The sequence below is a fragment of the Aquimarina sp. 433 genome, from assembly GCF_054054605.1.
The window spans coordinates 620,276-644,356 of the sequence record NZ_JBSWZK010000002.1 but is presented as its reverse complement, the minus strand read 5'-3'; the positions used below and the strand labels follow the sequence as shown (position 1 = coordinate 644,356).

Genomic DNA, 24,081 nt, shown 5'->3' with positions numbered 1-24,081 from the left:
GGTTTACTCCAGTCTAAGGTACCATGTTTTCTCAACCAAACCAAAACAGTACTTCTTCCCTGTATACCATAAGCTTTTTGTGCTTGTTTATAGGTCATTTCGCCTTTTTCTACTTGAGCAACTACCGATAATTTAAAGCCTAAATTATAATCCCGTTGTGTACGCTTCTTCCTTGGTTCTTCTGAATGTGTCATAAATAAGTCTAAATTACGTCAACTTATTTCAGGACGAGACAAGGATATAAAAAAAGCCTCCATTGATCATGAAGGCTTCATTTTTTAATAAATAGTAGATTTAATAATTTCTACTCGAATTTTATGCTCTTAATAATTGCTTCCAACTCGAACATGTAGTCTCTTTTTCTTACCGATGGTGCTAACACAAATCCTTCTATTACCAACTGTCTACTATTAGCGTTATCATCTATAACATAATTCACGAACGGACCCGCCATATATCGATCTTTTATTTCCCAAGTACCTTTGGTTTCAAATGTAAATTTATCATCTAACTTGGTTTCATATAAATACGGAGCATATGCTTTTTCTGTAATGAACTTACCTGAATTTGTGGGTATCTTTAACATACCTACAGAGTCTCTTACTTTAATAATTTTGGCAATAGTGTTAGAATCTTTTGGTATACTTCCTATTGGTAATTCATAGATCATTAAATTCATATCTCCATTGGTAACATCTTTTCGTAACCAGAAGAACTTATCCTCTTCTTTAGCAATTCTATAGGCAGAAGGCATCTTTAGAGTAATTCCCATTTTTTCTTTTAACTGAGGAATATATTCTAAGGATTTTTTGATTCGATATTGCTTCTCTTTAGTCTCTACTTCTTTATAATTAGCAATGATATCTGCTGATCGTTCCTGAATTAGTTTAACAATCTCTTCATCACTTGTTCCCGTAATCACATATCCTAATTGAGGTGTGGCATATTTGTTATTAGCACGATATACTTTAGATTCATCTCCTTGCTGAACTTTTAAGAACAATCTATATCTTCTGGATAATCCTGTAAAAGCATCTGATGGAATTTGTTTCATAGAAAATAGCGGTTCCTCTTGAGGTAGACCAGGCACTTCTGCTCCGAAATACTTGCGTATGGAATCGCCTAAGCTACCCGTCCATACATCATTGTCAACGACTACAGCTAGCTCATTAATTTTACCAATGGATTGCGCCAGTGAACCGTTTATCTTTTCTGAAGAATCCTTTTTAGTTTCTTTACAGCCAAACAGACATACAGCTGAAAATATGATAAGTGCAAATTTTTTCATCTACTTAAAATTTTTTATTTTAAAATGAATGCAATAAAAAATTTCTGCTTAGATCAACCGCTATGCTTTTCTCGCGAGAATTTTTAATCGAACTTATTGTGCTCGTGAATCTTCGATTTCGCTAAAAAATTTAATTATTCGGTAGTAAGCAAAAAATTAATTTTGTTTATGCTCATTTCATAATACAAATATACTTGGGATAAGGTAATATTAAAAAAATACTATCTAGATAACCAAAATAGTTCTGGTTATAACATCATAAACCATTCCAATGTATTGTGAAAGGTCAAATAAAATTTAAGATTTAGAAAGCTTCAGCTTCATTCCTGGTTTTATACCAGTTCCACTGATGTTATTCCAGCTTCTGAGGTTTTCTACAGAAATTCCTTTGAATTTTTGAGAAATGCTCCATAAGGTATCTCCTGATTTTACGATATATGTTTCTGAACTGCCAGTATTAACTGTAGCAACAGCTTTTTTAGAAGTGCTTTTTTTAGGTCTATCTATTACTGGTCTTCTTGGATAAATCGTGAGTCGTTGTCCAATTCTAAGATTGTTGCTTCTTAATCCATTCCAACGTTTGATCTGACTTACTCGCACACCGTATCTACGAGCAATTCTTCCTAGATAATCACCACTACGTACTCTGTATCGGATACGATCATTAGCCTCAAAAAATTTCGGCAGAGGCTTTTCTCTTTTATTAAATTCTTCTTGTGCTAACGCATAGATTTGGTTTTCATTAGCAACAAATTTACCCACTTGGTCCAGTGGTAACCTTAATACATAATTCTCATCTTTTATGTGTGGGATGATATCTAATTTATAAGAAGGGTTTAGAAACTGTAACTCTTCGATATTAATATCCATGACTTCAGATACCTGATCTAAGGTAATCATTTGCTTTACCTTTATGGTATCTGTTTCAAAATATGCAAACTCCGGTCTTTTAGGTTTAAATCCATGTTCTTCGGCATATTCAAAAATGTACATAGTAGCTAAAAACGCTGGTAGATATCCTGCAGTTTCTCTTGGTAAATTATGACGAATATTCCAGTAATTGGTGTATCCTCCACTTCTTCTAATCGCTTTGGTTACGTTCCCTGGTCCTGAGTTGTAAGAAGCCAACGCAAGATCCCAATCTCCAAAGACACGATATAAACTCGCTAAATATTTACAAGCGGCTTGTGTAGCCATAATAGGATCCATACGCTCATCTACATATGAGCTTACTTCTAGTCCAAACATTTTTCCCGTTCCAAACATAAACTGCCATAATCCTGTAGCACCAACTCTAGATTTTGCTCTAGGTTTTAATGCAGACTCAACAATGGCTAAATATTTTATTTCTAAAGGAATATTCTGATTGTCTAATTCCTGTTCGAATAAAGGGAAATAAAACTCACTTAATGCCATGAGTCTTTCCAAATGCTCATGTCTATTCTTTAGATATCTTTTTATCACGCTCTCTAATGAAGGATTATATTCTACATTAAAGGGAGTTCGTGCATTTAATTCGGCTAACCTAGCTTTTAGTGTATCTGTTGGAAGATCGACATACTCCACTGGTTCATATGTTAACTCAGTTACCGATTTATAAATGCTATCAAATAAACTAGAATTGTATAATTCCTGTTTCCAAATGGAATCTAATTTGGCTAATTGAGAATGATCTTCGATTGTATATTGTACACTATCTTTTACGTTTGTTTTAGTAAAAGTGGTAGTTTTTAACTCACCAACAGTGGTGGTCGTTTGTATTGTATCGAATACCTGAACTGTGTTTTTTTTAACTGTTAGTTCTTTGTTAAGTTTTAATGTTCTGGAAGCTTTTGAATTGGAAGTTGAAGCAGGAATAGTATCCTGACCAAAAGAAACCAAACAAGAAAGAAAACTAAGGTATAACCAACAATTTTTTGTCATTTCGAATATTGTTTACTAGTACTCCAACTAACGTATATTTTGGAGCGATTTATATAATGTTTGTACAAGTTATTAACAACACTGCTGCGAAAATCGTGTTTTTTTTCTAAAATCCAAAAAATCAACAAGTTAAAAACACAAAAAAATCAGTCGAAGTGACTGATTTTTAATAAGTTTTGTATTAATTAAGATTTTTCTTACAAGGTTTTGACCCCTTTGTTAATTTCCAATGGCAGCGATACCAGGAAGTGTTTTTCCTTCTAAGCTTTCTAACATAGCTCCACCGCCCGTTGAAACATAACTAACTTTGTCTCCAAAACCAAATTGCTTAACCGCAGCTACAGAATCTCCACCTCCTACTAGAGAGAAAGCTCCATTTTGAGTTGCCTCCGCAATAGAATGCCCCAGAGCAATGGTTCCATTCGCGAAGTTTTCCATTTCAAAAACACCTAACGGACCATTCCAAAGTATCGTTTTAGAATCTAATATTACCTGATGAAAATTCTTCAATGTTTCTGGTCCTGCATCTAATCCTTGCCATCCATCTGGAATAGCATCAACGTTCATAGCTTTAGTGTTAGCACCATTATCAAATGCATCTGCACCAATAACATCTACAGGTAGGTGTATTTGAACTCCTTTTTCTTCTGCTTGCTTAAGAATATTTAAAGCCAATTCTTGTTTATCGTCTTCACAAATAGAATCTCCAATTTGTCCTCCTTGAGCTTTGATAAAGGTATAGGTCATACCACCACCAATAATTAGGTTGTCCACCTTGTCTAAGATGTTTTCTATGATCGTAATCTTTGACGAAACTTTAGATCCACCAAGAACAGCTGTTATCGGTTTTTCTCCACTTTTCAGTACTTTATCAATACTATCTATCTCTTTAGCTAATAAGTTTCCAAAACATTTATTTGCTGGGAAAAACTGAGCAACAATTGTTGTAGACGCATGTGCTCTATGAGCAGTTCCAAAAGCATCATTTACGTATATATCTCCCAATTTTGAAAGTTCTTCTGCAAAACCAGCATCACCAGTAGTTTCTTCTTTGTGGAATCGAAGATTTTCTAATAGCAAAACTTCACCTGGATTTAATTGTGCAACAGCCTCTTCTGCTTCTTGTCCAACGCAATTAGCCGCAAATTTTACTTGTACACCTATAACGTCTGCCACCTCATCCACAATATGACGTAACGAAAACTCTTCTTGTACGCCTTTTGGACGACCTAAATGAGACATTAATACAGCACTACCACCATCTTCCAAAACCTTAATAATAGTTGGTTTGGCAGCTTGTATTCTAGTATTATCAGTTACTTTATAATTTTCATCTAGGGGAACATTAAAATCTACTCGAATTAATGCTTTTTTATTTTCGAAATTGAAATCATTTATTGTTTTCACACGTTTAAATTTTAGTAATTGTTTTAATTTAATTATAAAATTGAGAACGTGTGTAACCACTTCGTTCTCTCATTAAAAAATTTAACTATTTTCTTTTAAAAATCAATTTTGAAATTTCTTAACCTTCGTTTCACCGAATTGGATTGATTTTTCGCAAACGAAAATAATTTTATTTCCTCAAAAACATTAAAAACTATGGTAAAAAATGACACTATTTTTCCTCAAACTTCCACTTTTATCGATTTTTAGCAAAAAGAAGGTTTTCAATGAAAAAATCACATTTCATTTATATCCTTCATCATCCATACAAATTGAACATTATTAATTTATATTTGCCTCATGCTTTTTTCAGAAATATTAGGGCTTACACATATCAAAAGTTATCTTACTACCAGTGTAGAAAGAGGTCGTATTCCTCATGCACAACTTTTTGTAGGATCTAGTGGAAGTGGAACTTTACCCATGGCGATTGCCTATGCCCAATATATCTTGTGTCAAAATATAGAAGGTGAAAATACTGGAGGCAATCAAGCCTGCAATGTAAAATTTAATCACTTAGCACATCCAGACTTACATTTTGCCTATCCTGTAGCTACTAATGATAAAGTTAAAAAGCATCCTACAGCAAATCATTTTGCAGAAGAGTGGAGAACCTTTGTTAAAGAAACACCCTACGGAAGTATTTTTGATTGGTACCTTTTACTTGGAATCGAAAAAAAGCAGGGTCAAATAGGTGTGGATGAAGCACTGGAAGTAGTTAAAAAACTTTCTTTAAAGAGTTATGAAGGTGGTTATAAGGTTATGCTCATATGGATGGCGGATAAAATGAATATTGCTGCTTCTAACAAACTACTGAAATTAATAGAAGAACCCCCCGAAAAAACTGTTTTTATTCTTATTACAGAAAAAGAAGAACAAATTATACAGACTATTAGATCCAGATGTCAGGTATTACATTTCCCTCCATTGGGAGAACAAGTCATACAAGATGCGCTAAAAACCTCGGAAAATATTTCCGATACTGAAGCATTAAAAATAGCGCATCAGGCAAATGGTGACTACAACAAAGCATTGCACCTTTTGCATCAAGATGGTGGTGATGAACAGTTTGAAGACTGGTTTATACAATGGGTACGAACAGCTTTTAGAGCCAAAGGAAATAAATCTGCTGTCAATGATTTAATAAGATGGAGTGAGTCTATTGCTGGTGCTGGGCGAGAAACACAAAAGAAGTTTTTAAACTACTGCCTTGATTTTTTTAGACAGGCGTTGTTACTAAATTATGGTGCTGAGGATCTTGTGTTTTTAGAACCTAAAACCAATGGTTTTAAACTTCAAAATTTTGCTCCCTTTATTCATGGTGCTAATATTATGGATATCAGTAAAGAACTTCAGAATGCTATTTATCACATAGAAAGAAATGGAAATGCTAAAATCATTTTAACAGACCTGTCCATTAAACTTACAAGGTTACTACATAAAAAGCCTGCATAAGGTTCTTACTAATATTTTTTATTGTAATCGTTTATTACGATTTTAGATTTCTTTTACTCATCAAAAACAAATTCGGCTTATGGATAATTTTATGACTCACATTGTCTCCATCACTATTTTATTATTCCTTTTAATCACCTTTTTGCAATCTGGTATTGATAAATTAGTTGACTGGAAAGGAAACCTTAGTTGGTTAAAAGAGCATTTCTCGGCTACTTTCTTAGCGAATCTTGTGCCGTTACTTTTAGGAACTGTTCTGCTTATCGAAGTGGTTACCGCTGTATTTTGTGTTTTAGGTATCTATCAATTGATTTCTAATAATCAAACAGGGTTTACTATCACTGCAATGTTTTTAGCTTGTATAACACTATTAATGCTTCTTTTTGGTCAAAGAGTGGCAAAAGATTACCAAGGTGCACTAACCATCACTTGTTATTTTATAGTAGCTGTATTTGGACTGTACGTTGTGCATTCTTAATAAAAGGACGCTTTACTTAAAACCCCTTTTATTTCTAAATAAAACCTATTCAAAATAAAACGAAAACATATAATGCAAAAAAGGTTAAGAGTAACTCTATTGAGCTGTTCTTAACCTTATAAAATTTTATGTCTAAATAATACTAGTTTACAACATAGCATTATATAACAATTCGTTCACTAGTATGTACAACCACACTTACTTTGTCTACATCCAAAATCAATACCTAAAGTTATCATATGTGATCCTGCCGCATTACTTGCGTCAAAAACTTCATTAACATTTACCTGATAACCATAAGCTACATAAAAATTAGATTTTTTGATACCAATCATTGGTGATACTGATAATGGTTTGAAATCTTGATCTACTAATGATCGTAAGCTAACTCCTGCCCAATAGTAATCACCTCTATGTAATTTTCTAACCTTTAAGTTCAAATCCGCAGTACTTCTACCGTCACCTGCAAAACTCTGATATAGTATTGTAGGTTCTACTTCAATATCACTAAATCGATCGTAAAAAGTATATCCAGAATACACATAATAATTTTGAATACTTGAGGGTTCTGTGGGGTTAAAATCATCTATTTGCTTCTGCAATAAGTTTACTGCATTTGCACTTAGAAAAAATCTACCTAATCTATACAAAACACCTATATCGAAATTAGAGTTGTTTACCGTTATATTTGGTAATACCTCACTTGGTGGCATGTTTGGGTCACCATCATTAAACTGAGATGTATCAATTCCAAATTGCGTAAACTTATAACTAATACCAAAAGATAAATACTGATTGGTATACTCGTTTAACGTTAAATGGTGTGCAAATGATAACTGAACACCCTTCTGAGAGGTAGCACCATTCTTATCATTAAATAAAATAGCACCTACCCCAGATCGATCCGATATACGTCCATCTATTGATAAAGATTGTGTTCCCGGAGCATCTGCAATATCCACCCATTGTTCAAATCCGGATGCTCTTACCTGCCAACAATCACCAATACCAGCGTAAGCACTCGATATTAAATAAGGGTTATCAGCTATATATTGATTCTGAACAGGTGCAAAAAACTCCTGACCGTAGTTCTTATTTGCAATTATAACTACCATCAGAACGATAGCTATCTTTATATGTCTTGTGTACGTTCTCATGTTTATTATCTATATAAAGTAAAGTGACCTGTAAATTCTCTGTTATCAATATCATTTAGAATAATTGTAAACCAATAATCTCCTGATGGCAATTCTTTTCCTTGATAAACTCCTTCCCATCCGTTATTTGGTCCTTGGTCTCCAATAAATTCAGCTAATAATCTACCATATCTATCAAAGACTCTAACTTCCATATCATCAAAGAAGAATGGGTCTCTAAATGGATCTTGTCTAGGATACCAAGTATCATTAGTTCCATCTCCATCTGGGGTAAAGTAATTAGGAATAACGATATTAATAAACTCTAATCTCTGAACTCCTATTGCCTCACAAGCTAGATTATCAATAACACGTATAGCATAATCTGCCGTTTCATCAATGGAGAACATATTACCATCTAATTCTCTGTAATCAGCATCCGTAAGATCGTTTACAGTAAGACCTTCTGGAATAATCGCTAAGAAGAATGTATAATCTCCACTTCCACCCGTTACAGTAATTTCATATTCGTTTGGATCCTGAGGATTATTAGTCATCTGAGCGATTGGTGTAGACAACGGAACATATTCTTCTATTGTTATTGTACCTAGATCAAATACACAGTTTGTAGGTGTATATGTCATTGTACCTTGATATTGCCCTGGCTGCACAATAAATGTTGGATCTAGGCTGTCACCTGGACTAACTCCTCCGTCTAACGATACTAGATTGTAAATAATATCCGTATTCACCGAGTTATCTCCTAAAACAACATCTATATAATATATTGGTGGTTGACTTATACTACCGTCAGTATTTATGATAGGACAGTCAATTCTTGGGCTCATTACACCATTAAGAATTGCTCCTTCCGGAATGTCTACTGGCAATGTTACAGGACAATTATTAGCGTCTCGCACATATATAGTCGTTATACCTCCTGGTAAATCCATAAACGTAAACACACCTTCTACAAAATCATTATTATTCGTAAGACTAGTAGAATAAGGAGGTGTTCCTCCTGTTACTTCAATAGTAACCGCTCCATCGTTAGCATCTGCACAGGTCTCTGGAGTAATTGCTCCAACGATATTAGCCATTAACTGTGTAGGCTCTCCAATAGTTACATCATATACTTGCGGACATCCATTAGAATCCTGAGCAAATACCTGGTACATTCCTGGAGCTAGGTCCGTAAATGTATGTTGGTTTGGTACGTTATCAGATTCATCATTAAAGAACTGACCCGGATCTGTGCTTATCGCAAATGAATATGGAGGCGTTCCACCCGCTGCGAAAACAATTATAGATCCGTTATCTTCTCCGAAACAAACAACATCCGTAATTTGCGGTGGTACATTTTCAAACTCTGCAGGGTTAATGATATCAAAATTCGCTTGAGAAACACAGTTTCTATCACTTCTTACCACATATGTATAATTACCTGGTGGTAAATCTGTGAATTCACTATCATTTTGTGGACCCCATGTTTGACCAGTTGTATTATTCGTTAATTCGAAAATATAGTCTCCTATTCCACCAGTAACCGTTGCGTCAATAACACCTGTAGCTTCATTGAAACAGTTAATGTTCGCAGCAGTCGTATCCAATGTAATAGCTATTTGATTAATTGGAATTACAGGTACTGGTGAAGATAATTGTGATCTACATCCATTTACATCTTCTACAAAGAATTGATATTCTCCTTCTACAAGACCTATAAATACTCCCGATCCACCATTAGAAACCTCATTACCATCTTGATCCACATAGTAGTACTCAGAAATTGCAACATCACTTGTTCCACTTATGGTAACATCGATAGTATTAACATCACACGTAACCTCTGTAACGCTGTCTATACTAACAGTAACTTCATTAGGCTCATTTATTATCGCAGTAGTAGAAGCAGTACAATTTAAGTTATCTGAAACTGTAACTGTATATGTTCCTGCTCCAAGATTATTAAATACATTAACAGACTGTGGTCCACTTGTAGTAACACCATCAGGGAATGTTAGCGTATATAAATATGTTCCTGGCCCTTGTCCTCCACTAGCAACAACAGTAATGCTTCCGTCTGTGTCCTCAAAACAAGTTACACTACTATCTGCTATTGGATCTACAATAATAGCATTTGGTGATTGAATTGTAAACTGTTCATCATCTGTACATCCTTGGCTATCTTCAGCTGTTACGGTGTAAAGACCTGCTGTTAAATTCTCAAACAATCCAGTCGTATTAGATATACCTCCTGGTGTCAATGTATAAGTTACCGCACCTTGCGCTCCAGTAACTGAAGCTTGGAAAGATCCATCAGCACCAGGCACACAAGATTCTACTATATTTATTGGTGATATTGCAGTAACAATTGGTGTTGCAGGACCTGTAACAGCAATAGCATTAGATCTTTCGGTACATAATGGGTCTGCTGTTTCAGTAATCTCTACAATATAAACACCTTGTGGTAATGTAACAGGCAATATGTAAGGATCTGGATCGGTAGTTGTGTCTCCAGTTCCACTAAATGCTGTCGGGTTTCCATTCTCGTCAAGAATTGTAAAGTTATATGGTCCAGAATATCCTGTAATTGAGATATTAATGGTACCGTCTGCATCTCCAAAACATGACTCTGGAGTTTCTTGCGCAGCAATTACTTCCACAAAATCAAATTCATCTAACTCATGCGTAACTGTAATCGTACACAAAGTTACTTGATCCGTAATTCTGAATGTATAAATACCTAATGTTCTTGGCAACGTAAAGTTCGCAGTAAATATTCCTGCTGGAGTATCTACAGGTGCTGGTGGATTAATTACCGCTCCTGTATTGTCAACTAACTCAAACAAGAAATCACCAGATCCTCCAACAACAGATACTGCAACCTCTTCATCAACTGCACACGTAATATCCGTAACAATTGCTACAGAAGGATTCGTCATGATTGGGAATGGATTTACTGTTTCAGTAATCGTAGCATTTGGTGCTGTGTTACAACCATTAAAGTCTGTAACTGTTATTAAATAGTCCCCTTCTTCATCCGCAGTAATCTCAAACTGTACTCCATCCGCTGGATTTGCATTAGCATCCGCCACATCAACTGCAGTTATTGTATTACCAGATGGTGTAACATAAGTTACAGAATAAGGTGGTGTTCCGTTTTCAATAGTTACTGTAATCACAGGGAATATCTCACTATTATCCGCAGCACAACCATACGCGCTTTGCGTGATCACTGCAGTCACCTGGCTTGCATTTGGAATATTCACCGTTGCTTGACCAGCACAAGATCTATCAGAAGTAACCACTGCTACATAATCTCCTACAGGCACATCAGTGAATATAGGATCGTCTATTTGATCCGTACTAATTTGTTGTGTTAAATCAGGGTTTCCTGTTCCATCATCTACAAATAATTGATATGTATAAGGAGCATCTGCTGCAATCGGGTTCGTTAACGTTATTGTAACTATACCATCCGTTGCTCCAACACAAGACACAGCCTCACCTGCAGCAGTGATAATAGGATCTACTGGCACTGGTAATTCTGGCACATCTATCGTGATAGAACATGGAACCGTTGGAGAAACTCCAGGTATATTCACATCTGTAATAGTTACAGTATATGTTCCTGCGGAAATATTTGTAAATACATTTTCAGTACCTGTAGCTCCATTTTGAGAAATGCTAACAGGGTTACCTGCGCTATCCGTTCCATTTAATACAAATGTGAAGTTACTCGGATTTGCAGTAAAGTCTGAACCTCCAGTAACAGTTACTGTTACAGTTCCATCGAAATCCCTACAAGTAGGATCAGCAGTAAAGTCCGCTGAAGCAATCAATTCTGGCAAAATAGTAATCGATTCTGTATTTGTAGGACAGTTATTTTCGTCGTAAGCAGTCACTTGATATGTTCCTGGTGTAGAAACTGTAAATAAATGAGAATTTAATCCATTGTTTGCGTCTACTATAGTACCTCCATCTAATTGGAACCTTAAAGCACCTGTTCCTGGTGGTGAAGGCACATTACTTGTTCCTGTTGCTGTGATCACATAGCTACCATCATGAGTACATACATCGTCCACCGTTAGTGGATTCAATGTTGGATCATCTGTTCTTTCTACCAACACGTCAATTGATGCAGGATTAGATGTACAACTATTATCATCAACTACAGAAATTCTATACGTTGTTCCAGTAGTTGGTAATGCAGGCAATAAGAATTCTCCTGTGCTATTTGTAGCTGTAAATGCTCCACCAAAAGGCACATCGGTTGCTGTAAACGTGTAAGGAGAAGTTCCTCCACTTGCTTCTACAACGACTCTTCCATCACTATTACAATTTGCGTTCGTGTTTGAAACTAAGTTTAATAACACTTCTGTTGGCTGGTTAATTGTAACCACATTTGAGTCATCATTACAGGTAGATGCAGGATCCACAATAGATACCTGAATATTACCTGCTTCAAGACCGCTAATGGTAATTGGGTTCTGTACAGTAGTATCCGCTCCTATCGGTCCGGTAACCGTACCTGTTGTAGTATTCGTTACTGTATAATTATAAGGCCCAGTATGTCCAGTAACCGTAAGTTCTATATTACCAGTTGCGTCCCCAAAACATAGAATATCTGGAGTAACTACTGCAATATTAGCTTCAATAGTATCATAAGGCAATATTTCATAAGGAGCTGTATCTATTGAACAACCAGTTCCTGTATCCGTTACCCTAAAGATATAATTACCAACTCCAGGAAGGAAGAATGATGCACTAGTAGTAGTCGCACCTCCTGACGCAACTCCTAATTGAGAAGGAACTGCTCCATTAATTTCAACAAAATCATATGGTCCTGTTCCTCCAGTTACTGTTACTGTAACTTCTTCAGTATTTGTAGCACAATCAATTGGTGTTACCTGATTAACTACCGCATCAGTCATTATCGGGAATGGAGGTATATTAAACGGTGCTAATACATTCGGACAATCATTAGTATCAAAGATTGTGAAGGTGTAATTACCAGCTTCATTTGCTATAATCTGAATACCTGCTATTCCTGAATCTGTATCCAATGTTGCAGGATCTACAGGACCTACCACATTTCCAGATGGATCTGTATATGAAATAGTATATGGTGAATTACCTCCACTAAAGTTATCTACTGTAATTACAGGTAAATTAATATCAGCCCCAGTACACCCATATGGCGACTCTAAAGTAACACTAGCTGTAGCAAGTGTTGGCTGATCGATTATATAATCTTCTGTATCTGTACATATAACATTTAGTGCTCCATTTGGTTTGGTAACGGTTACTTGCACTGTATATGTACCAATACCTAAACCTGAGAATACAGGACTTGTTTGTAATGGTCTTGTCACTGGCCCAGCTATAATTTCGTATTGATACGTCACTGTTGGGTCCGAATCTGTAGAAGCTCCAGTTAATGCTGCTGTAATTACACCATCAGTATCACCAATACAAGTAACAAATGTTGTTTCTGGTACTAATACTGGTGGTGTTGGTGCATCAATACTTACAGGAGCTGAGAATGAACAGAAAGGTGCCGTTCCTCTTCCATCATCTGTAGCAACAACAATATAATCTCCAGGTGCTACACCTGTATATACTCCAGAAACATCTCCGGTAGTATTTCCTGTTGGAGTTCCTGTTCCGTCTTGTAACACATAAGTTAACGTGCCTTGTACAACTCCAGAAACTAACGAGGTAGTAATCTCACCCGTAGCATTCTCACAATCTGGTGCCGCAGTAAATGCTGCACTAATCACTAATTCGTCGTATACCGTAACATTTGTACTTGCAGAACATCCAGAATCATCAGTAATAGTAATTGTATATGTTCCAGGAGTAGATACTATAAACTGATGATTATTGTTATCTATACTACCTGTAACAGCGGTTCCTCCATCTATTTGATATAATAAAGTTCCCAAACCTGTTCCATCTACATCAATTATATTACTATTATCGTATGTACAATCATCGATAAAACTAGCAACTACCGTTGGTAATGGGTTTACAACCACATTAACATCCACTGGTCCAAAACTACATCCATTCAGATCAGCTACCCAAATATCAAAATCACCCGCAACATTACCAAGATCAATCACATTGCTATTTAAAGGATATGTTCCTGGGTCACCTGCTCCGTCTGCTACTACAGCATATGTATATCCATCTGCCGTTGGAGGAATACCAAAAGGAGTTCCACCATCTGTATCCATAATTACTTGTGCGTTCGTACCACAACTATTGGCAGCAGTAAGATTGGTAGCAACCGAAGTTAATGGGTCTGGAATGTCTATTTCAAAGTCTTGTCTATTTGGACATAACGTACCGTTATCTTCTCTAATCACAAGATAATATCTTCCTGGAGGAAAGTTAGAAATTGTTACTGGAAGAGCTGCAGGACTTACAACCGCAGAAGAACCTGCAAAACCAGCTCCTAAAGAAACATTAGTAAATTGATCAAACACCTCCCAAGAGACTTGTGTAACCGTAGGGTCGTATCCAGAAATTTCAAAACTTATTTCTCCGTCATCTAATGCCGGTACCTCATTACAAGTTACATCAGTAGCAACAAAATTATCAATATTAGGAGAAGAAGGCGGTGCTTCTGGTGGGACTAATTCTTGGTACAAACAATTAGTGGCATTATCTCTTACTTCTAAAATATAGGTTCTATTAAAATCTAATCCTGTATATCTATGATTTCTGATTGGCGTATTCGCATCCACTGCTGTTGGTCCAGTTACCAGATCATTTAAAGGAACAAAATCTCCTAAACCTGGTGATGGCTCTCCTACAATACGAATATCAAACCCTGGCGGTGGATTTGCTGGCGGATTTATACCAGAACCTCCTTGTACATCAATATCGAATGTTACTCCTCCCGGACACGTAGCCGATACAGTAATATTTTGCACTAAATCATTTGGTGGAGAAAAGATATCAAAAGGTCCTATTGGATCTGGATTAGACACACAACCGTTAGTATCCTCCACAAAAATGAAATATTGACCAAAATTTAATCCTTCAAAACGAACTGTCGTTGAAGCTATAGTTGTTGGATTAGGAGTCGAAGCTGCTGTAGTCGAAGGAATAAGTGGTCTAACAGATACATTGCTTGCATCCACTAAAGTATATGTATATGGTCCAGTACCTCCAGATATTTCTAGATCGATTGCTCCTAGCTCTGTAATGATTACCGATCCACCGCAGGTAACCGGTGTCTCCACTCTACTTACTTCTACTATCTCATCTGGAGCGTCAATTACTACAGTTCCTGGATATAAACATCCTCTACTACTTCTTACAGTAAAGTTATAAGTGTTCTCCGCCAAATTAGGGAAAGTTATTTGCGTACCCGTAATTGCTACAAACGTTCCTGTATTTTCAAAGTCAATTTCATAAGGGGTTTCTGTTCCTGTAACTGTTATTACAGCGGTTCCTGTATCTCCAAAACAATCTACATTTACTGTTGGTGCCGTAATTGTCGGAGCTACTGGGTCTGTTACCGTAAAAGGAGACGTTGTAAAAGAACATCCTCTATCATCAGTAACTCTGAAAACGTATGTTCCAGCTCCTGATGTAGCCACATAATTAGCAAATGGTGATGTTCCATTTGTAATATGATCTACAAATGCTCCTCCGTTGAATGATACAGCAATATCGTATGGTGTATATCCTCCATTTACCACGAATGAGAAAGAAGCATCCACTGGATTACCTGACGCATCACAAGTTATATCAGCAACTTGAGTGACATCTAAGCTTACAGCTTCTTCAATAGTCTCTGTAAGTGTAACAGGACATCCATTGCTATCAGTAATTGTAATGGTATATGTACCTGATTGCGTTAATGCAGGTGTTGTAGTAAACGTAGTTAATGCTCCTACATTGGTATCAGGTATTACAATCGTTCCACCAAGTGAAACGTTATAAATGTAATCTGGTGTTCCAGAATTTGTTCCATCTATATTTATAGTAAAACTCACCGAGCCGTCATCTAAACAGAAATCTGAACCAGCATCGATCGTAGCGGCAATTTGTGGTAATTGATTAATATCTAAATTCTGAGGTGCAGATACACAAGAATTACTATCTGTAACTATAATTTCATATCCTGTTCCATTAGGAACGTTTAAGTAAGGGTCTGTAACTGGTCTACTTGGACCTACTGGAGTTCCTCCAGAATCATTCAATACCCAAGTATAGCCAACTCCACTTCCACCCATTACATTGCTAATGGTTACTGTATTTGTGTTTGTAACACAATCCTGATCGATAGGATCAATAGTAAAGGTGATCACATCAGGTTCTCCAATGATCACCTGCGCAGTATCTGTACAGTTAGTTCTTTCATCCGTAACTAAAATGTCATAAGTTCCTGCTGCTAAAATATCACCTGTAAGGATGGTTGCAGTATTCTGACCAGTAGCTTGTGCTACGATTGTTCCTCCAAGAGAAACTTCATATTCATAAGTTTCTGTAGTTAAATCAATTCCTGAAACAGTAAAAGATAATTCTCCATTACTTTGTCCATTACACAATGGCTCATTTACAATAGTAGCATTAACCGCTATAAAGTCAACTGTAGGTACCGTAAATGTTTCCGTATATACACAACCATCAACGTCCGTTCTTGCTAAGAATGTATAGGTAGTTCCTGAAGTAAGACCAGTAAACACATTCGAAGCTTGTGGCCCTACGGTTATAGGAGCGGTAATTTCATATTCTACAGTACTAGTTCCATTTAAAGTTGGAGTAATGGTAACATCTCCTGTAAGTGCTGGACATTGCACTTGAGTAACTGCAAAAGATAAATCAGTAACCTGTACTAATGGATCTATTGTAACTGGAGCTAACGTAACTGGACAAGATACTGTTGCAGCATCTCGAACCTGTATTGTATAAATACCATCCGTTAAACCAGTAAATACATTTGATGCCTGCCAGTTTACACCATCAATACTATATTCATAAGGTGGCGTTCCTGTCGTTGGTACTACCACAGTAATTTCTCCTAACTGAGGAGTCGTACTTGACCCTGCCACATCACAACGATACTCTTGCGTCTCACTAGCAGTAGTTGAAATTGGTGTAGGTGCTGTAATTTGAATATTTGTAAGATCTAAAGTACAAGCAGGAGTTGCTCCAGAACCATCAGTTACTACTACGGTGTGTGTACCCACAGCAACATTGTTAAACGTTACAGAAGTATCGCTAGTAGGGCCTATCGTTGTAGTACCATCTAACACATAAGTAAATGGTCCTTCACCTGCTGTTGTTGTTATTGTAATATCTCCTCCATCGGCAGGACAATCTGGGTTTGTTACCGAAGGGGTAGCCGCTAATGCTTCATAAGCAGTAACTGTAACTGGATTAGAAAATGCTGTACATCCTAAATCGTCAGTTACCTGTACCAGATAAATACCAGGTGTTCCTATTGTGTGAACAGAGGTAATATTCGCTTGCGATAGAACAGGAGGTGTTCCTTGAACATATAAGTCATATTGAGTATATGTTCCACTTCCGTCTGCTGCTGTAAATGATATCTCTGCATCACCATTACAATCAATGTCTTTATCTAGAACTGCTGTAATTGTAAGTTCAGGATTTATTGTGAAACTTTCTGTATTTGTAATACATTGCGTATTCGTATTTCTTACAAACACCGTATAATTTCCAGGAGTTAATCCTGTTATTTCGAATGTGTAAGGTGGTGTTGTTAATGTAATAGCTACCGGAGTTTCTGGTCCTGTACCTCTATCCAAAATGTATTCAAATGGACCTAGAGGAGGATCAATTCCAGGAGTTATTGTAATTATTTGACTTGCCTGATCTGTTCCATCATAACATACATCTCCACCAGCTGTTAATGCGATAGTTGGTGAAGCGAATGTTCCTATAGTTTCTGTATTGCTAATCTCACAAGCCGTAGCTGGATTACTACCATCTCTAACAAAAACAGTGTAGGTGTCAGCTGCTAAGCCAGTAAAAGTGTTGTTAGTATTAGGATAATCAACAATCACTGTTCCTCCGCTATCTACTAATCTATATTGATAATTTCCTCTACCTCCGTTAGCTGTTACGGTAATAGTACCTGTATTAGCACCACAATTTGTGTCTGTAGCAACGGTTGTGAATGTTAGTGGTGTTGCAGGTTCTGTTACATCTACAGTTGCTGTATCAGAACAATTTAATGGTGAACCTGATCCACCTGGATTGGTATCTGTAACCGTTATTGTATAATTTCCTGCTGCTAATCCTGTTACATTTACAGGACTTGTAGTAATTCCATTTCCAGAATCTACAACAGCTCCACTAGATGTTAATGTAACAACATAATCGAAAGAAGTACTATTCGTAACCGTAAAAGATAAAGCTCCATTACTATCTCCAACACAGACAACAGGTGTTGTTTCCACTGCATTAGTAATCTCTATTGGATCTATTACATCTACTCTATAATCATCACTAAATGTACATTGATCATCACTTCTTCTGGCGGTAACTGTATACGTAATTCCCTGTGTTATTGTATAGGTATTAGTTGTTAAGAAACCTGTGTTTCCGGTTGCAGCTGCTCCGGTTGCAGGATCTGGAGAAACATCATACTCATATACTACACCTGCCGAAATATCTGCTGCAGATAATGCAGGTTGCGCTTCAAAGGTAACTTCTGAACTTTGACTATTACAATCTCCATCACCTGGAGTGAATGTAATTGCAGTAATTGGAACCAATGCAGGAACATTTACTGGGAATGGAACTGCACAATCTCCTGAACCTTGATTTCTTATATACACTGTATAAGATCCATCGGTACTTACAGGAATTGTAAAAGGAGTTGTAGTGATATTGGTAAAAGTAACATTATCTAAACTCCATTCATATGTTCCAGAACCTCCCGCAATATTATCAACCAATATTAATGCATCCTCACTTCCTACAATACAACTTAGTGGTCTGTCTAAAGTAACATCAGCTGTAATTCCTACAGGAGAGCTGATAGAAAATCCGTATTCTGTTACTGGACATATGGTAGCCTCAGGTGCTGGGAATGTACAGTTCGGATTATTAATTACTGGTGTAGTATTCGCGTGAACGACTTGAACCACATATGAATTGCCATCTGGAACTCCTGTAAATGTAACTGTTTGGCTTCCCGTAGGACCGATATCATTAACTAAAGTCCATAAACTAGGGTCTTCATCATTCAACGGATCAGCAGGGTCACTAATCCCATTTCCACAATTTGGATCCGCGGCACAATCCCATAATTGATAGGTATATAATCTACCAGCGACTGTTGGAGAAACATCCACTTGAATTTGACCAGTATCTCCAGGACATGCAGGCTGGGTAACCGTAACATTATCAATTACAATAGGTTCGTACGGTGTAATATTATCAATACTTGCTGATATAATACAAGCAGCTGTTCCACCTGGAATATTTTGATCACTTACTCTAAATGTATATGTTGCTGTAGGGTCTGCAGGAGAAGGTATTTCGAAAATATTACAAGCTACAAAATTTCCATCTCCATTATCAAATAAGTAATTCCCCGAACCATTTAAAACGTTTACTTGTACCAATGCTCCACTATCACAAGTTTCTGGAGCTAATAACACCACCTCAGCATCAAAAGCTGGAGCTGGATTAATAGTAACTGTCGCATCAAAAACACACTCTGGTGTTGGTCTGTTTGAAATCACTTCAACAGTATACGTTCCAGGAGGTAAATTATTCTGTGTATAATTACCATTATTAGCGCTGCTATTAGGGACTATTATTGGATCAGCAGCTCCTAATGCAGGACTAGAAATAGTATACTGATATTCAGGTATACCACCAGTTACGCTAATATTAATTCTGCCGACACCTGTACCATTATCGTTATTTACACAACTTGGATCAACTCCAGTTACACTAAAAGTTGGATCTATAGAAGGTACATTTATGGTTTCTGAGTACTCACATCCAGGAAATGTAGTATCAATTGCATATACGGTTACATCACCAGCTGTAGATATTGGAAAAACCCCTGTCGTATTTGTGTATGGACCTCCAGAAGTTAAACTAAACGCAAAGTTAGTAGGTACATTAACCACACTAACACTACCATCACTACCACACTCTATCGGATTCATGGTTAAATCTGGCTGGTAATCATTTTTAAATACACTAAAATAGAAAGGAATAATACATCCTCCATCAAACTCTGCTAAGATTCTATAATCTCCTGCTTCGGAAACGGTATAGTTAGGTGTATCACCTCCTGTTACTTCTACCCAATTTGCATCTGTACAGTTACCATCTAACAAGGAACATGGGTCATTTGGATCTAGTACACAAGATCCTGATGGAGTTAGTCTCTGCCATGAAATGTCGTCTAACGTAGATGGATCAAAATTTGTTTCTAATAGTTGTGTTTGATCACCACATAATAGAATTTGTGGAATCGGTATACCACTACAATCTTCTGTTACTATAGTAGTTCCATTTACATAATCTAAGACTGGGTTAGTAATATCCCTAAAAGCAGTTACTGTAAATTCTTCCGTAAGAGCCATACAACTTGGTTCCACACCATCTGTATCTTCTTTAAGCACTGTATATACTCCTGTTTGTGGATTAGGAACCTGGTAAAAATTAACATTTGTTACCACAGGCGTTGTAATCCCAGGTCCAGACCAAGTGTACTGATTATAACCTGTACCTGCAACTAATAATAAATCATCGTCACAAAAAGTAACATCTAACTGACATGCTGGTATATTAACAAGTATGTTCGAAGCTTCGTTTTGTTGATCACCACAGACTCCCACCTGAGAACTACTTGTGGTACTTCCCATTGTTCCAGATTGTAATCCAGTGTAGGTTGCTGTTGCAGAGTTTGTAATTACGTCAGAACATGCATCTCTAAGCTCCTCACAACTGCTAACCAACTGTGCTCTAAATCTTATAAAAATTGGAGCATCTCCATCTCCAACAGGAGCATCGTTTGGTGTTTCTACCAGATCTGCTGGAATATTAAATTGTAAAACTCCTGGTGATATCTCAGTATACGTAACTCCTGGTGGCAAAGTAGCATCCACAACTCCTAATAAGTTGGTATTTGCAGGGAGAACATCGGTAATTGTAACCGTTCCATCTACAAAATCTTCATTCCCTATATTTTCAATTTCTAAGTCATAGAATATCTCATCACCCAACTCTACATTTCCACCAGTTATCTCGGTTGATCCATCTAACTCAAAAACTCTTTTAATGATCCGTAATTCTGGTTCGATAATAGTTACAGAAAATGCATTGAAAAACACACTATATCGATCCCGATTTGTAAATAACTCAAATGTGGCCGATGTTTGACCATTATCTACTAAATCTTTGGAATCATTCGGTAACTCGAATAAATCCATATCAAAACCTTGTGTATTTTCAGAGTTTGGTGTTCGGTCAGTTATGTAATTTCCGTCAACGGATATGGATCCATTAAAAAAGTTGTTTGTTGGATTTGCTGTACCAGCTCCTTGTCCTAATGCAGTGGTAGTTCCTGCAGTATTCACAATTCTTAATTCATCCCCCCCTAAACTTGTATCTCCTTCTAGTGAAGCTGTACCAAATCGTACACTTACTGGTTCGTTAACTCCTGTAGGTGTTGTAAAGCCACTATACGTAAAACGTAAAGGGTCCTGACCGCTAAAAATCTGAACAAAACCATCACTTACACTGATAAATTTAGCTGTTTCCTGTTGATCTTCATAAAATGCTACTAAGAACCATCCTCCACAGGCTCCATCACCTCCACTGGTAAAACCTTGTGTAGCATTCATGTTTGCAACCGTATAAGTACCAAATGGATTATCTGGGTCTAATAAGGCTGTTACATCTGCGTAACATACATACGGTAACTCGTCATTAGCAACATCTCCCAATGGATTCGTTGGTGTATTACGATACCCATCAAAAACTACGCTACTTGCTGTTACATCCACATAGGAACCACCAGGTACTTTAAACTTTATATTTCTAAAATCTGCAGGACCTTGCTTTCTTGGATCCGTAAGAGGAAGGTTAGAAAGCCAATCATTACCGCTACTTGTTGATAAAGTAGCTAAAACAACGTTTGTTTCTGCTTGTAATAAAGGTATTAAATCACCTCCCGTAAAATTCGCATTATTGATATCATCATTTCCGATAGAAACAGATGGAATATTAATCGCTGGTCCATTCCCTGTCATTCTTGGCAACAACCCACCATCATTTACTATTACTACTCCAACAGCTCCAGCACTTTCAGCATTTACTACTTTTTCTCTTAAAGAACAACTACCGCCATCTCTTATAACAGCAATATTACCTGCTAACTCAGTGGCATTAGTAATACCACAACCATTCACTGGTTGTGCCACTACCAAGTACGAGGTTACTGGACTAAATTCTATATCCGAATTATCATTGCTAAACTCTGAGTTTCTAGCCGTATACATTTGTGCTAGAGGACCATTGTTAATAATAAAAGCCGTACCAGTACCAGAGTTAGAGGATATTTCATTATCTGTAAAATTAACAGGACTATCCTGTCTTGCCATATAGTAATTTGCTGACCAATATAAACCAGCATACACTAATCGGCTACAATCTTCTCTGGGCACCGTTAAACCCGCTTCACTAGAACTAAATGTAGTTGGATCATTATCAACATCTATAAAAGCAGTAACATAGTTTCCATTGTTATCATTACCGTTGTAATTTCTATTAGGATTAGTGAAAGTAGTTCCATCATCATCTTCAATAACACCAACAATATCATTACCTGTCATAACCATGTTACCCCTAAGGTTATTAAACTGGGCTCCTGCTCTTGGGGTTAAAGGAACTGATTCCTGCGCGTTCATCTTGCTTATGGCACCAATAATAATCACCGCTATTATTAGTACAGCTTTTTTGGGTAATAGTGTTTTCATAAGCTGCTTTGTTTGAGTTGTGTTGTTCATTCTAGTATATTTTGGGGTACTACTCACTATTGTATCTTTAAAATGTATAGATCTCCGTCGTATGTGTTATTTACATTAGAGAATAAACTCTGTTTTGCTTGATCAATACTATCAAACCTATCTAAATACACATATATGTAATTGTCTTTTGGATTCCTGAAGAACTTAGGCTCTAGCCCTTGAGATCTAAGTTTATTCATTCCTCGTTCAAAATAATTTTCTCTTTTAAAGATATTGGTAATTAAATAATATCCGTTTTCAATATTATGGCCTCCGATATATGACAGATTCTCTGTTAATACGGTATCGTCTTTAACTGTATCTTTTATAATGCGCGATTCTTGCACTAATCTTTTCAATGATTCTACTCTACTTTTAGCAATATTTAAGATCCACATATCACCAAAGTATTTGTTTCCAATATTATTCAGATAATTCTCAGCTGCTTCTTCTTTATTTGCATAATACGTAATAGCAACATATTGATACTGATTTTCTGGATTTAGAATCACTTGAGCATCATTAAATCCAAGATCTTTTAACTTATTCGTAAAACTTTCTGCATATACTCCACCTCTGAACACATTACCTATCAAGTAGTATCCTTCTGGATATCCAGGAATATATTTAGTTGCATATTTAGCTTCAGGTCTAGTAGCTTCTGCGAACTTGATAAATCTATTTCTAGAAGTTAATCTTTTCGAGCTACTTGGATCAGGATTGTTTTTCACCTGTTCAGCTTCATCACTCATATTAACAAGAGATTCTAATAGTTTATTAAATTCTCTTTTATCTAAATTCTTAGAAGAAGTTAATAAGGAATCTCTAGATGCAATCAACCTATCAGTAATTCTACTACTATTATCGATTTCTCTCTGAATCTGTTCAAGATCTTCACTACTATCTTCTTGAGCTTCTGCCTCTTGACGTTGTCTTTCTTCTTCAGCTAGTCTTGCAGCCTCAGCTTCCTGACGTTGTCTTTCTTCCTCAGCTAATCTAGCAGCCTCAGCTTCTTGACGTTGTCTTTCTTCTTCAGCTAGTCTTGCAGCCTCTGCCTCTTGACGTAATCTCTCTTCCTCAGCCAATCTAGCAGCTTCTGCTTCTTGACGTTGTCTTTCTTCCTCAGCCAGTCTTGCAGCCTCAGCTTCTTGACGTTGTCTTTCTTCCTCAGCTAATCTGGCAGCCTCAGCTTCTTGACGTTGTCTTTCTTCTTCAGCTAGTCTTGCAGCCTCTGCCTCTTGACGTAATCTCTCTTCCTCAGCTAATCTAGCAGCCTCAGCCTCTTGACGTAATCTCTCTTCCTCAGCTAATCTAGCAGCCTCAGCCTCT

7 protein-coding genes and 2 pseudogenes are annotated in these 24,081 nt (G+C 36.8%); 2 read left to right on the top strand and 7 right to left on the bottom strand.

What is annotated here, in order from left to right; genetic code table 11:
- The 4 genes and pseudogenes from ACWNT5_RS06810 to ACWNT5_RS06795 form a co-directional block, all read right to left on the bottom strand.
- Positions 1 to 194, bottom strand: a pseudogene (locus tag ACWNT5_RS06810) (IS3 family transposase); the annotation flags it as partial.
- Positions 195 to 304: 110 nt separating this feature from the next.
- Positions 305 to 1,288, bottom strand: a complete 984-nt coding sequence (locus ACWNT5_RS06805) for a DUF4837 family protein (protein WP_456516949.1) — start codon at positions 1,286 to 1,288, stop codon at positions 305 to 307.
- Between the two features lie 297 nt (positions 1,289 to 1,585).
- The gene (locus tag ACWNT5_RS06800) at positions 1,586 to 3,211 is read right to left on the bottom strand and encodes a LysM peptidoglycan-binding domain-containing protein (protein WP_456516948.1); all 1,626 of its coding nucleotides are present in this window, start codon (positions 3,209 to 3,211) and stop codon (positions 1,586 to 1,588) included.
- Positions 3,212 to 3,430: 219 nt separating this feature from the next.
- On the bottom strand, positions 3,431 to 4,618 hold the full coding sequence (locus ACWNT5_RS06795) for a phosphoglycerate kinase (RefSeq protein WP_299609174.1): 1,188 nt from the start codon (positions 4,616 to 4,618) through the stop codon (positions 3,431 to 3,433).
- 339 nt (positions 4,619 to 4,957) lie between these two features.
- Between ACWNT5_RS06795 and ACWNT5_RS06790 the strand changes: the two genes are divergently transcribed.
- Together ACWNT5_RS06790 and ACWNT5_RS06785 are read left to right on the top strand one after the other, a co-directional pair.
- Positions 4,958 to 6,112, top strand: coding sequence for a DNA polymerase III subunit (locus ACWNT5_RS06790; protein ID WP_299609176.1), 1,155 nt, complete (start codon positions 4,958 to 4,960; stop codon positions 6,110 to 6,112).
- Between the two features lie 79 nt (positions 6,113 to 6,191).
- Entirely contained in the window at positions 6,192 to 6,590 is a 399-nt protein-coding gene (locus ACWNT5_RS06785) for a DoxX family protein (RefSeq protein WP_299609179.1), read from the top strand.
- Positions 6,591 to 6,769: 179 nt separating this feature from the next.
- Here the strand turns inward: ACWNT5_RS06785 and ACWNT5_RS06780 are convergent, their stop codons facing one another.
- The 3 genes and pseudogenes from ACWNT5_RS06780 to ACWNT5_RS06770 all read right to left on the bottom strand — a co-directional run.
- A complete protein-coding gene (locus ACWNT5_RS06780) occupies positions 6,770 to 7,747 on the bottom strand; it encodes a PorP/SprF family type IX secretion system membrane protein (protein ID WP_299609182.1) in 978 nt (325 codons plus the stop codon).
- A 5-nt stretch (positions 7,748 to 7,752) separates the two neighbouring features.
- Positions 7,753 to 22,722, bottom strand: a complete 14,970-nt coding sequence (locus ACWNT5_RS06775) for a T9SS type B sorting domain-containing protein (RefSeq protein WP_456516947.1) — start codon at positions 22,720 to 22,722, stop codon at positions 7,753 to 7,755.
- A gap of 56 nt (positions 22,723 to 22,778) precedes the next feature.
- A pseudogene (locus ACWNT5_RS06770) lies at positions 22,779 to 24,081 on the bottom strand (hypothetical protein); the annotation flags it as partial.